This window comes from Acidaminococcus intestini DSM 21505 (assembly GCF_000425045.1).
In the GTDB taxonomy this organism is placed as follows: Bacteria; Bacillota; Negativicutes; order Acidaminococcales; family Acidaminococcaceae; genus Acidaminococcus; species Acidaminococcus intestini.
The window spans coordinates 1-13,370 of sequence record NZ_AULA01000032.1; the positions used below are offsets into that span (position 1 = coordinate 1).

The following is a 13,370-nucleotide window of genomic DNA, read 5'->3' on the forward strand; positions in this document are numbered from 1 at the left end:
GGATCCGATAGCAATCCTTTGCCAACGGTAATCCTTGATTCTATCGGTCTTCGCATGACAATTAGGGCATTGGACAACAGCTCGATTCAGTTCCATAATAAATTCAATTTGTTGCTCACTGTGGATGCATTTTTTTATTACGTTACCTTTGACATTCAAGGAATTTGCTATATAATCAAATGTGGACATAGGCCATCTTCCTTTCATTTAGGTTTGGCGATTTAATTGTAAGAGTGGATGCCGTCTATGTCCACTTTTTTATGCAAAAATGGGGTGAGGAAAGAATATTTCCTCACCCCAACATTTATTATAGAACCTTTTATTTTTCCTCTGAAAGCAGGGCTTGGTATTTCTTACCCCATGTTTCCATGGCTAGAATAATCGGCTCCATGGACTTCCCAATGGGACTTAGGGCATATTCTACACGGGGCGGGATCTCGGGATAGACCGTGCGGGTGATGATGCCGTCTTTTTCCAGGCTGCGGAGGGAATCGGTCAGGACTTTCTGGCTGATTCCGTCAAGGTCTTGTTTGAGCTCGTTGAATCGCCAGGAACGGATTCGTAGGTTGCGGAGGATGAGCAGTTTCCATTTACTGCCAATGAGGGATACGGTCGTTGCAACGGGGCAGGCTGGCAATTCTTCTTTGGTCCGCATGGCAAGGGCTCCTTCCTTATGCTTTATTGATGCTTACTTTTTCATTACAAGCGGAGACGCAAGAGAGTACAAGACAGTCACCAAAAGGTGACCTAGGTTATAAAAAGGTGCGTACTTGTTGGAAAAAAGCCCTCTTTATTATGCGGAACGGCATTCGCCGTCTCTAAGGCGAAACACGAAGGCAAAAGACTGTACACCAAAAGTACAAAATCCTTGGCAGCAAAAAATAGTTTTGTCCTTAAAAGCCGAAACGAGCAATCTGCGAGGAGAGGCACCCTGTCGGGTCTTTTGCCTCTGAGCTCGATTTCTCCGAAATCGATCCGCCCCACCAGGGCGGGGGACCGAAAGCCGCATGTTGCCTCATTCCAATGAGGCAAGCGTGCCCTTTCGGTGGTGGATGAGGACGCGAAGCAGACGTTTCCTTGCGAGCGGCTAGCGAGGCATATCCGCCCGGAGTTTCGAAGGACGCTTTTGGAGCGAAGCGGAAGTCCGAGAAACATGTTTGAGGGCGGATTAAGTTCGGACCCGTTCCCCCGCAGGGGGCGGTTGGGGTCCGGCGTTACAGGTACCTATGTAGGCCTAAAAGGCCCGAGGGAACCCCCCTTAACGCGCGGCGCCAAACCGCCCTTTGGGAGGGCGCCGAATTGATTTTTCGATAACACGGTTCTGCGGTCTGCCTAGCGCAGAAAACTGCGCTTACGGACAGCCTTGAACCATCGAAAAATGTTCCTCGCTACCGCTCGTAGGGAGACGTCGGGCACAAACCGCCCTCCTCATCCACCACCCACCAAGCCTGCTTGGTGGATACCCCCGCCCTGGTGGGGCGGAACGGCTTTCGCCGTCTCTAAGGCGAAACACGAAGGCAAAAGACTGTACACCAAAAGTACAAAATCCTTGGCAGCAGAAAATAGTTTTGTCCTTAAAAGTCGAAACGAGCAATCTGCGAGGAGAGGCACACTGTCGGGTCTTTTGCCTCTGAGCTCGATTTCTCCGAAATCGATCCGCCCCGCCTTGGTAAGGCGGAACGACATTCGCCGTCTCTAAGGCAAAAGATAAAACCAGATAGTGCTAACAAGAAGAAACCGTTTCCTGCTTTCGTGCTGCGAAAAATCGTTAGGATAAATCAAATCAAAAATATTGCCATCCCCAAAAAAAGCCGTAAACCGAATTCGTGTCTTGATTCGGTTTGCGGTTCTCTTTTTATGTTGAGTCTTTTGCCTTAGTACTCGATGCGAAGCATCATTCCTAAAGAAACAGCGCCAAACCGAACCTTTGATACGCGTTCGGTTTGGCGCTGTTTGGTTTATTCTTTATAGCCTGACAGCCAGAGCCGAAGGCTCGAGACAGCATTCGTCCGTGAGGACGAATAGACAGCTTGACAGCCTTCATAGCATCACAGCTTCACAGCTCCCTTACGTCAGCTGTTTACTCAATCACCTTTCTCACAATCTCCTTAATAAACTCAAACATGCGCATAGTGGAGGGAATGCTGAGCCACTCTTCCGGCGAATGGAGGTTGCCGGCGTCAGGACCGATGGAGATGCAGTCAAGATCCGGGCGCTTTTGAAGGAAGAAGCCGCATTCAAGACCGACATGGACAGGCGTTGCGGCAAGTTCCCTATGAAAGACTTCTGCGTACGTCTTTGTTACAAGGTCCTTGATCTTGGAATCCGGGTGATTGGGCCAGCCGGGATAGACGGCGTAGACGGCAAGTTTACCGCCAAGAAGTTCAATCAAGGTATCGAACCGGTATTTGACAACGTCGCGCTGGGAATCAAAGGAGGAGCGGACTTCCGATTCTGTTGTAAAAAGACCTTTCTTGAGGTCCAGATCTGCTTTCCCCGTATTGATGGAGGTCTGTACGACACCAGGAACCTCCCCGTTCATTTCCATGACCCCTTGGGGCATGAGAATCAGGAACTGGATGAGGGCCTTGGTCTCCTTGACGGAAAGGACCGCTTCGATTTCATCCGCAGCGACTGGGGTCTTGGTGAAAAAGAGCCGAGGATTGGCGCCCTTATATTCTGCCGTAAGGGCCTTTTCCATGGTTTCCATAAGGGCCAGGAACCCATCCGTAACATGGGCCGGAACCCCGATGACGGCACTTGCTTCGCGGGCAATGGCCAGACGGAAGACCCCGCCAGTCAAGCCTGCAAGCTGGATAGGAATGGCTCGGCGGGCTGCAAAAAGCATCCGGGAAAGGAGGCGAATAGCGCTTCCCCGTCCGCGGTGGATATCTTCCCCAGAGTGGCCGCCCATCATGCCGCCAACTCCAATCTTGAAATAGGTCAGGTCCTTACCAGGCTTTTCCGGTATGACGGGCCTTTCGTAGTGGATCCCGTAGCCGCCGGCGCTTCCCGTAGTGGCATGGTTTTCCCGGGCATTATCGATATTGATGAGTTGGTGGGCATGGAACCAATCAATATCTGCTGCCGCGGCCCCGCTGAAATCCTCTTCTTCTGCTGTCGTGAAAAGAACTTCGATTTCCGGATGGGCCTGGGTTTCATCGTCTAGGAGAGCCATGGCAAGGGCCACGCCAATGCCGTCATCAGCACCCAAGGTCGTCCGGCCGCCCGTTGTGAGGCGGTCCCCCTCAAGGGCAAGGGTGAGCGGATCTTTATCGAAGTTATGGATAACGCCCGGTGCGGCCACGCAGACCATGTCCAGATGGGCTTGAAAGAGCAGGGCCGGTTTTGCTTCATAGCCCGGTGTGGCTGGTTTCCGAATATATAGATTATGATGGGTATCCTGCCAGCTCATCCATTTCTCGTGTCGTTTGGCCCACGTGTAGATTGCGTTGCTCAGGGCTTTTTCCTTAAAGGTAGCATGGGGAATTTCACAAAGCCAAAGAAAATAGGAAAAAACAGGATGCTGGTTCAATTCTTCAAGTGTTCTTGGTACTGCCATGGCAAAGACCCTCCTCTTTGGTATCATTGTTCTCATTGTAGCATATCCCTTTGAGGTTGTCACAAGGACTTCTCCATAATCGTGATTTGTAAAGAGCTAACCTTATTTTTTGCGAATCATTAGACAGTTTTGCTCCGGTAGTGTCCACTGGGTAACAACCATTATTCAAGCAATGATAAACATGATTAGATTTCTCCAATTTGGCTTAACACATACATGATTTGTAGTATAATAGCAACATGCATTGAAATACATCTGCTTCAGGTCGTATTGGGAGTTATGGTGGGGAGGCCTAGCGGATGATAGGGAATCTTAAGTTAAGGAGTTGCATGATTAATATGGATACTGAAAAAGATTATGGGGAGGCTCATCTGAACCCCTTGCAGCGCCAGAACATGAGAATCTTTATCGAAGCTACGAAAAGTCTCATGGATTCGGTCGGAGAAGAAGGGCTTTCCATCCGTAAGATTGCCGCAAAGGCTGGTTACAACAGTGCGACAATCTACAACTACTTCCAAGACTTGGATGAGCTGATGCTCTTTGGTTCCGTGAGCTTTTTCGCGATGTTTTCCAAAAGGTCCTGGAAGGACGTACGGACGACATGACGTGGAAGGACCGCTATATTTATTTTTTCCGCAGCCTTGCCAGTGTGAGCTTTAGAAAGCCAAAGGCCTTCTATAATATGTTCTATGGTCCCCACAGTGAAGAGCTGGGACGTATTATGCGGGTCTATTTTAACCAGCTCTATCCCGAAGAACTCAATGGCATTGATGCCGGTTTTGCCCAGGTGATGCGCGAGGGAATCCTCGTGAATAAGTACCGTCTGCTTTTTACCAATCTGCTGCGGGAAGAAAACTATACGGAAGAAGTTGAAGAAATTACACCCGTGCTCTTAAATTCTCTCTATCATACATTCCTTCACGAAGCCATCAAGCGGGGGAAGGATTTTGATGTGGAACAAAAGGCCGCGTATTTCGTGAACCTGGTAAAGACTATCCTTGATGGGTCCGTTATTATTTCCAATTATCAAAAGGAGCATGACTGACCTGGCTGTACTGCAAGATGGTTCTTGCAGTACTTTTTTGAGGGAAAAAATCAATCTGAAATACAGTGGATGATGAGCCTTTCAGTGCACGGCCGATGAAGGCAAGGCTGCCTCCAGTCAATCAATCAGCGTAAATAGGCCCATCCGGTTCAAGAAAACCGGATGGGCCTATTTGTTTGAATCGATGATTTCACGGCGCCCTTTATCAGATGAGTGCCCGGCGCCACGTACCCTGATGCCAGCGCCCGAAGAAAACGAGACCGTGGCTGCATTCATCAAGGGCCGTGGCGACCCAGATGCCGACAAGGCCCCGGAGAAGATGGACACCGAAGGACCAGCCGCCCAAAACGGATACGGATCAGATAGAAAGGATGTTCGTATCCTATCGCGATAGAAGGCAGGATTCAAGGGATGAAGGAAGGATGCGAATACGGAAAATATTCGGATGGTTTTTACAGGCAATCGCGACCTTGGGTTAAAATGCTTTTCGTGGGATTATTCCTTGATTTTAGCATGCTGACCTTTGCCCAAGGTTTCTAAAAGAAGGCCAGCGAGAACAACAAGTAAACCAATCTGTACCATCATGGGCGGAATCGTCCCAATAAAGAGCGCAACCCAAAGTGGCGCCAGGATCATTTCAAGAAGTGCAAGCAGGGATGCCTTTTGTGCGGAAATGGTTTGGATGCCCATGGCAAATAGGCCATAACCGCCCGCTACTTGAATGACGCCCATGATGAGCATCAAAATCCAGTCAAGCGGGGTTATGGCAGTAAACCCGAGGCGTGCTGGCTCAAATAAAAGAAATACGACACCTACCGTTGTGAGATTTGCCAGACAAACGGCGCCCAAGGCATTGGTGTCCGTTACCTTTTTTGAGGAAAGCGTCATGAGTGCAAAAAAGATGCCTTCTGATAAGGCAATGACGTTTCCTGTCGAATTGGAATCTCCAGATCCTCCGCTTATCATGAAGATGGCGACACCGGCGGTGATGATGAGGACCGGCAGAAACTGCCGCCAAGGAATCTTACGAGTCATCGCGACGGTGCCGATGAAGATCCACAGGGAGGCCGTATACTGCATGCCAATGGCAATGGCAGGGCTCGTGAGTGATAAAGAAATAATCACGGCAAGGCAAAGTGCGGTATATGAAATGAAGTACAGCGGCAGGTAACGGTTTTTCTTGATTTCCCTGATCCGCAAAAAGGGAAGGAGAGCGATTCCTGCAATGAGGGAACGTAACCCGCAGATGAGAAAAGGGTTAAGGGTCAGGTATTTAACGATGGGAGAGTTGATGCTCCAACAAACAGCTGCCAAAAGGACAAAGAGGGTTCCCTTAAGCTCATTTGAAAATTTCATGGTTTCACCACCTTTAATGGATAATTTTCAATAGATTTTCAATCATGATTGAATTATAATCAAGATAGATATTAGAATTATCTGTATTATACGAAGAATCAGGTAACATTGTCAATTCTGAATTTAAAAGAAAGGAGTCTCTATGAATGATCAAAAACAACTCATTTCATCCCTCGGGGAAGAGATGACAATCCGGCAGAAACGAACAATGATATTTTTTATTGAGGCGACCAAGCATATCCTGCAGGAAGATGGCTATGATCACCTGACGATTCGAGAGATTGCCCAAAGAGCTGGCTACAATGCGGCTACTCTCTATCACTATTTTCGCGACCTTGATGAGCTGATCATTTATGGCTCCGTTGGGTTCCTCAGTGATTATGTCCGTCTTTTGGCCTGCCGGATCAAGCATTCCATGACCGCTCTCCAAAAATATCAAACCATCTACGCCTGCTTCAATGAAGTTGCATTTGTCTGGCCCCGTGTGTTCTATCATATGTTCTTCGGAAACCATCATGTTGATTTGGGACAAGTCATCAGCACCTACTACAAGGTCCTTTATCCTGAGGAACTTCAAAAAATACCCGATTTGGCCCTGCGGGAAATGCTGCAGAGGGGAACCCTTTTTGAACGTGACGAGGTCATGATGGACGAACTCGTGGCAGAGGGCACCATCCGAAGGGAAGATGCAGCCCTTACGCTAGAGACCATCATTGCGCTTCATGAGCGTTATCTGCATCAGGCAAGCCTTCTTAAAAAAGAAGATCCTCGTCCCCTGGAAGAAGCCTTTCAAAACGTCTTTCTCTTTGTCCTTGAAAAGATTTCAGTAAAGTCATCTGTCTCCCGTTAGGTCAATCCCTTTTACCCTGAATGCCCCAGAATGAAATGCTGGCGGAAAAACAATCCTGTCAAAAAAAGAGGTGTTTTATGATGAGTCAAGCCATCAATGAAGAGCAAAAAGAACGCTCCCTTCATGCGTTGAATCCAATGGTCCTGCTTGCCCTGATTGTATTTCTTTGTTTTCTCGCTTCTTATATTGTTCCGGCTGGGGAATATGCCCGGATCCTTGATCCCGTGATTGATAAGGAAATCGTTGATCCTGCTTCTTTTTCTTATGTGCAGCAAAAGCCCATTTCTTTTTTCTTTCTCCTTCAATCCCTGACCTTAGGGCTGCAAAATGCAGCGGAAATCATCTCCTTCCTTTTCATTATTGGAGGCACCTTTGCCATTATGGAAGCAACAGGCGCCATTGGAGCTGGATTGGCCAATATTGTCCGTAAGATGAAGGGCCGTGAGATTTTGATGATTCCTGTCTGCATGGTCCTTTTTGGGATGGGGTCCTGTTTTGCCGGAAATTTTGAAGAATTTCTTGCCTTCATTCCTCTCGTCATTGGCATTACGGTTGCCATGGGATTTGACTCCCTGACAGGGATTGGCCTTGTCTTTTGTGCAGCGGCTTCCGGATATGCCGGTGCTGTGACCAATCCCTTTACGGTGGGCGTTGCCCAAGGTATTGCGGGGCTTCCTTTATTTTCTGGACTGCAGCTGCGTCTTGCCCTGTTTGCAGCTCTGATTTTGGTATCGATTGGATACGTGACTTGGTATGCTCACCGTATTAAAAAACATCCCGAACTGTCATCGGTCCATGAGGAAGACCTGAAGTACAACAGTACTTTGGAAGCTGAAGAAGTTCCCCTTATGACAGCCCGTCATAAATCAGTTCTTTTGATGTTTGTCCTTACCATTGCTGCCGTCATTGTGGGCGTCTTGAAGTTTGACTTTTATATCAACGAAATGGCTGGGCTCTTTCTTTTCTGTGGAATCGTCAGCGGAATCATTGGCGGGCTTACAGCTGGTGAAATTGCCGATGCCTTTCTCAAGGGATGTGGGAACCTCCTTTTTGCCAATATTGTCATAGGCATGTGCAATGCTGCGACAATCATCATGCAGGAAGCCCATATCATGGATACAATCATCCATTTCCTGGCAGGTCTGTTAAGTGGGCTGTCGCCAGTCCTTACAGCCTGCGGGATGTTTGTGATCCAAGACATCTTTAACATCCTAGTTCCTTCGGGAAGCGGCCAGGCCGCAATTACGATGCCGCTTATGGCCCCTTTAGCTGATCTTATTGGCATGACCCGTCAGACCGCTGTCCTTGCCTTTCAAATGGGTGACGCCTTTACAAATGTCCTTGCTCCGACCAGTGGAGAAGTTGTCGCTGCCTGCGCCATGGCCCGTATTTCCTTTGGAAAATGGTTCCGCTGGCTCCTGCCGCTTTTTGGATTGTGGTGGCTCGTTGCCTTTATCTTCCTGACCATTGCCGTAAAGATTGGCTATGGGCCATTTTAAAGGAGGAAGAGGCAATGAACGAAAACAAAGTAACGCTAGACGCTCTCCAACAGGAAGCAGTCTTCAGTCATTTCTTTGCCATCTGTCGGATTCCCCACAATTCCCATGAAGAAAAAAATCTCAGCGATGCCATATGGGCTTGGGCCAAAGCAAAAGGGCTGGCTGTCTGGCAGGATGAACGAAATAACCTGCTCCTGCGGCGGAAAGCCTCACCGGATGCCCGTCATAAGCCAGGCCTCATTATGCAGGCCCACATGGATATGGTCTGTGAAAAGGCGCCCCATGTGGTTCATGATTTTAAAAAAGATCCGCTTATCCTTGAAGTGAGTGGTGATTTGCTCGGAACAGGCGGCCGCACAACGCTGGGCGCAGATGATGGCATTGGCGTAGCTTTAGGACTTACGATCATGGAAAATCCGCCGGCTTCCCATCCAGAGCTGGAACTGCTTCTTACAACGGATGAAGAAGATACGTTCAGCGGCGCAGCTGCCGTCGATTTTTCCAGGATCCATGGCCGCCAGCTTCTCAATCTTGATCATGCTCGGGAAGGACAAGCTATCGTTGGAAGCGCGGGAGGCATGGGGGTCCTATGCCAAAAGTATGTTCAATTGGAAGCCGTCCAGAAACGGGATCGATTCATCTGTCTTTCCATAGGCGGTATGGTGGGCGGCCATTCTGGGGAAGATATCCATCGCGGAAGGGGAAGTGCCATTTCTTTATTGGGAAGATGGTTGGATGTGGCAGGAAAAACGGCCCCTTTTCGTCTTGCTCTGCTGAAGGGCGGTACCTTCCGCCTTGCCATTGCTCGTGAAGCAAAGGCTGTCATTGCTGTGGATGGAGGAGTGGAAACCGCGGTCGTAGAGGCTCTTGAATCGGCCAAGAACCATATTCTTGCCGAATATAAGATAATAAATCCGGAGATGAAGATGCACATTAACACATCATCCATAGGCAGGACATCCGTCATTTCAGCAAGGGACAGTCAACTCACGACAGCATTCCTTCTGCTTGCCCCTCAAGGAATCCTTGAAATGGAAGGTTTGGATCACTTCTGTGTCAGGTCCAGCGCAAATCTAGGAGAACTGACTTTTGATGAAGCAAAAAAGTGTGTCACAGGGATTATTGAACTGCGTTCTTCAGCCACTAAGGGGGCTGAAGCGATGTATGGGAAGATTGAGGCGCTCATGCATCTTGTTGAGGGTAGCTGTAGCCCTTTTAATCCGTATCCAGCCTGGCCTTATCGAAAGAAATCTTCTCTGCAGGAGAAGATTATGAAAACGTATGAGACCCTAGGGCAGGGACCCCTTCTTGTCACCCCCGTTCACAGCGGTTTGGAGTGCGGTTTTTTCGTTGATGCTTGCCCAGACCTTGACTGTGTTTCCATGGGGCCTGATACCTTTGACCTGCATTCACCTCAAGAGAGCCTAAGTATTTCCTCAACATTTCGGGTGGAGCATTTCCTGCGGGAGCTCATCAAGGAACTGGCAAAGTAAAAAGAATATAGAGATAGGAGCAATCATGAAACAGCATGATCGCTCCTTTTTGGTTTGGGGATTATGCAAATAAGGGCCCTAGGCCAAAGGACGTGATGCTGGTTGTGGCAAAGGGACCATTTTTCATTCAAATCAATGGCGGAAAAATGGGTGCTTTTGCCATTTTTTGCTCCTGTATCTTGCTCCCAGCACCTACCTCTCAACACGTTGGCTTTAGTTTGCTTCGTACTTGAAGGGAACGGGCTTTTTACCAATCTTTGCCGTGACTCTTTTTATAAACCTACTTTTGCCGTAAGGGCTTTGATGTTTTTTTCTATTTCTTCGAGTCTGCAGCCTGATCCATTATTACGAGCAGTTCCTAGACTTCGTTCTATTTAAGGGGGCCTTCGGCTTTTAAGGCCACTATTTCATCCTGCACGATATCAATCAAACTGATAGAACCTCCCTTATAGCGATTGGGAATCTGGCTTTCTTTTTCTGACTTGCCAAATTTCCAATCGTCCTACGCACCGCCCTAAGCCCCTGCATAACATATCGTAACAGGGCACTGGGCCATCAACTTGGCAAAATTTGCGCGCCAAGTAACCGGTTTCTGATCTCCTTCGCCAGGGCCTGCATCTTCTTTTCCTTGAATCTTGTCCCGAGGTAGGCAATGCCGATGCGGCGCTGGGCGTTTTTTGAGGCGAGGGGGTAGAAGCGGACGTTGCTGTCTTTTTTTGTCAGTACAGGCAGCAGGGTAGAGGGCAGGAAGGCGACGCCGTAGTTATGGTTTACGAGGGAGTAGACAGTATCAAGGTTGTCCGATTCATAGATGGCTTTGGGGAAAAAGTCATATTCTCGGCAGAGGCGCTGCGTCAGGTCGTGGAACTTGAGGCCTTTGCGGAGCATGATAAAGGGAAGGTCCCGAAAGGGGGCAAGGTTGAGGCTCTTCCCGTCCCATGCGTGCTTGATGAGGGCAGCCGCGTCCTTATTTTCCGCTGCATGGGCAAAATAGACTTCTTCCTCATAGATTGGAACGAAGTTGATGTCCTCATGATGAATGGGTTCTGGGAAAAAGCCCATGTCAAGGTGCCCTTTGAGGATCTCTTCTTCAAGATGGTCACTGGACCCTTCGATGATTTCCACATGGTGGTCCGAGGCCGTACTGCGCAGGACGTCGAGCATGGGCACAAGGAGGTATTTACCATAAAACTGGGAGGCTCCGACGGTGATGCCTTCTTTTTTACCCCAGCGGTAAGCTACCATCTCCTTTTCAAGGTCGCTGATGGCAGAAAGGACGGCACGGCCTTTTGTTACGAAGGTAACGCCAGCTGGCGTGAGTTTCAGGCCCTGCGATCCGCGCAGAAAAAGGGCGCAGCCCAAGCGGTCCTCGACGCGCCGTACGTACTGGCTAAGGGCAGGCTGGCTGACGGAAAGGTATTTGGCTGCTTCGGAAAAGCTGCCCTTTTCACTGATGACAATGACATACTGCAGTTCCCGGCTGTCCATGAAGTCACCTCTTCTATAATATCATATTATAGATATATCATAAGCAAATATTATACGAAAGGCAAGCACTATGATAGGATATTTTCAGAATCCTTTGATATTGATTGCTTAAGAAAGGGGAGCTTCATGATGAAAGAAAATGTAGCGCGTAAATTGATCCGCCGCCATTTGGCTGCACCCAGTGACATGATCCCAGGCAGTGAAATCAGCCTGATCGTTGACCATACCCTCACCCATGACATCAATGCCGTCATGGCTTATCTGGCCTTTGAGGCCCTTGATGTGCCCCGCGTCAAGACGAAACTATCCGTAAGCTACATTGACCATAACCTGCTGCAGATCGATAACAAGACGCCGGACGACCATATTTATCTCCAGACCCTTGCTAAAAAATACGGCCTTGTCCTTTCCAAAGCGGGCAATGGCATCTGCCACACCCTGCACTGCAGCCGTTTTGCCAAACCGGGCCTGCTTCTTTTGGGCGGCGACAGCCATACGCCAAGCTGCGGTGCCGTGGGCATGCTTTCCATCGGTGTAGGTGGGATGGATATTGCCACCGCTCTTGCCGGCTTTCCTTATGTCCTGAAGATGCCTCAAATTGTCAAGGTGAACCTGACGGGCCATCTGCGTGCCGGAGTAGCGGCAAAGGATATCGTCCTTGAAATGCTGCGCCGCGTTTCCGTCAAGGGCGGCACGGGAAAGCTCTTCGAATATGTAGGTGACGGGGCAAAAACCCTTTCCGTACCGGAACGCATGACCATCACCAATATGGGCGCTGAAATGAATGCCACGACGTCCCTTTTCCCAGCTGATGACGTGGTCCGTGACTATCTGAGGGCCCAAGGAAGGGAAGGGGACTTTGAAGAAATCCTGCCTGATGAAGGCTGCTCGTATGATGAGGAAATCGATATTGACCTGTCGGCCTTGGAGCCGCTCATTGCCCTGCCGCATCTGCCCGATCACGTCGTACCCGTTAAAGAGGCACCGAAAGTGCCCGTCAACCAGGTCTTTATTGGCAGCTGCACCAATGGTTCTTACAGCGACTTCAAAAAAGCCGCGGCTGTTCTTAAGGGACACCAGGTGGCAGAAAGCGTGAGCCTTGTCTGCGGCATCAGCTCCCGCCAGATTTACCTCAAACTCATGGAAGACGGCGTGATCGGAGACCTCCTGAATGCCGGCGCCCGTGTCTTGGAGCTTGCCTGCGGTCCCTGCTGCGGCATTGGCTGCGCCCCCAATTCCAAGGGGGTTTCTGTTCGTACGTCCAACCGCAACTTCAAAGGCCGCAGTTCCACACCTGACGCATCCCTTTATCTTGTAAGCCCTGAAACGGCGGCTGCGACGGCCATCAAAGGGGTCTTTGCGACAGCTGACGAAGTCATGGACGATGTGTCCGTTCTTGCTTCCATCAAGGAGCCTGATGCGTATCCTGTAAACGACAGCCTGTTCCTCCAGCCGGCGCCGGAAGGAAATGACGTGACAATCGTCCGTGGCCCCAACATCAAGCCGCTTCCCGTGGCCGATCCCCCGGAAGATACGCTCACGGCCCGCGTCAGTCTGAAAGCCCGCGACAACGTATCGACCGACGATATTACGCCGGCAAGTGCCGAGTTTTCCTCCATGCGCTCCAACATGCCCGCCATGGCCCAGTACGCCTACTGCCGGTATGATCCGGACTTTGCCAAACGGGCCCAGACCATGAAAAAGAGCTTCATCATTGGCGGCAGCAACTATGGACAGGGCTCGAGCCGCGAACACGCGGCCATTACGCCCATGTACCTTGGCGTCAAGATGATCATTACGAAGGGCTTTGCCCGCATCCATAAGAACAACCTCATCAATCATGGTGTCATTCCTGCTGTCTTTGCCGATCCGTCCGACTATGACAAGATTGACCAGGAAGACGAACTTTCCATCGAAAACCTGCGGGAATCCTTGAAAAACCGTGAATTTATCGTGACGGACGAAACGAAGGGCTTTACCTTCAAGGCAAGACTCGAAGTGAGCGACCTTGAAGCTGATATCCTTCTTGCCGGCGGGAAACTGCGCTATACGAAAAAACGATTGGCTGAAGCGTAGG

10 protein-coding genes and 1 pseudogene are annotated in these 13,370 nt (G+C 49.6%); 6 read left to right on the plus strand and 5 right to left on the minus strand.

What is annotated here, in order from left to right; translation table 11 throughout:
- The 3 genes and pseudogenes from H503_RS12580 to pepD (H503_RS0109115) form a co-directional block, all read right to left on the minus strand.
- Window positions 1-189: pseudogene (locus tag H503_RS12580) on the minus strand (ISL3 family transposase); the annotation flags it as partial.
- Between the two features lie 130 nt (window positions 190-319).
- A complete protein-coding gene (locus tag H503_RS0109105) occupies window positions 320-655 on the minus strand; it encodes a winged helix-turn-helix transcriptional regulator (RefSeq protein ID WP_009016243.1) in 336 nt (111 codons plus the stop codon).
- A gap of 1,425 nt (window positions 656-2,080) precedes the next feature.
- On the minus strand, window positions 2,081-3,562 hold the full coding sequence (gene pepD, locus H503_RS0109115) for a beta-Ala-His dipeptidase (protein WP_009016242.1): 1,482 nt from the start codon (window positions 3,560-3,562) through the stop codon (window positions 2,081-2,083).
- Between the two features lie 338 nt (window positions 3,563-3,900).
- Here pepD (H503_RS0109115) and H503_RS12760 point away from each other — a divergent pair, with 338 nt between their 5' ends.
- Both H503_RS12760 and H503_RS12765 read left to right on the plus strand, forming a co-directional pair.
- Window positions 3,901-4,167, plus strand: a complete 267-nt coding sequence (locus tag H503_RS12760) for a TetR/AcrR family transcriptional regulator (protein ID WP_248604859.1) — start codon at window positions 3,901-3,903, stop codon at window positions 4,165-4,167.
- On the plus strand, window positions 4,164-4,607 hold the full coding sequence (locus tag H503_RS12765; RefSeq protein ID WP_248604860.1) for a hypothetical protein: 444 nt from the start codon (window positions 4,164-4,166) through the stop codon (window positions 4,605-4,607). Before H503_RS12760 ends, H503_RS12765 begins: the two co-directional genes overlap by 4 nt.
- Window positions 4,608-5,102: 495 nt before the next feature.
- Here H503_RS12765 and H503_RS0109130 read toward each other — a convergent pair whose 3' ends face one another.
- Entirely contained in the window at window positions 5,103-5,963 is an 861-nt protein-coding gene (locus H503_RS0109130) for a DMT family transporter (RefSeq protein WP_009016240.1), read from the minus strand.
- A 142-nt stretch (window positions 5,964-6,105) separates the two neighbouring features.
- Here H503_RS0109130 and H503_RS0109135 point away from each other — a divergent pair, with 142 nt between their 5' ends.
- The 3 genes from H503_RS0109135 to pepD (H503_RS0109145) all read left to right on the plus strand — a co-directional run bounded on the left by H503_RS0109135 (window position 6,106) and on the right by pepD (H503_RS0109145) (window position 9,805).
- Entirely contained in the window at window positions 6,106-6,813 is a 708-nt protein-coding gene (locus H503_RS0109135) for a helix-turn-helix domain-containing protein (protein ID WP_009016239.1), read from the plus strand.
- Between the two features lie 77 nt (window positions 6,814-6,890).
- Window positions 6,891-8,312 (plus strand): YfcC family protein, encoded by a 1,422-nt coding sequence (locus H503_RS0109140; RefSeq protein WP_009016238.1) that lies wholly within the window; start codon window positions 6,891-6,893, stop codon window positions 8,310-8,312.
- Between the two features lie 14 nt (window positions 8,313-8,326).
- Window positions 8,327-9,805: a beta-Ala-His dipeptidase gene (gene pepD / locus H503_RS0109145; RefSeq protein WP_014128226.1), complete on the plus strand. Its 1,479-nt coding sequence runs from the start codon at window positions 8,327-8,329 to the stop codon at window positions 9,803-9,805.
- A 555-nt stretch (window positions 9,806-10,360) separates the two neighbouring features.
- Here pepD (H503_RS0109145) and H503_RS0109155 read toward each other — a convergent pair.
- Window positions 10,361-11,293, minus strand: a complete 933-nt coding sequence (locus H503_RS0109155; RefSeq protein WP_016459693.1) for a LysR family transcriptional regulator — start codon at window positions 11,291-11,293, stop codon at window positions 10,361-10,363.
- Between the two features lie 129 nt (window positions 11,294-11,422).
- Between H503_RS0109155 and H503_RS0109160 the strand changes: the two genes are divergently transcribed.
- On the plus strand, window positions 11,423-13,369 hold the full coding sequence (locus H503_RS0109160) for an aconitate hydratase (RefSeq protein ID WP_009016434.1): 1,947 nt from the start codon (window positions 11,423-11,425) through the stop codon (window positions 13,367-13,369).
- Window position 13,370: the final 1 nt, after the last annotated feature.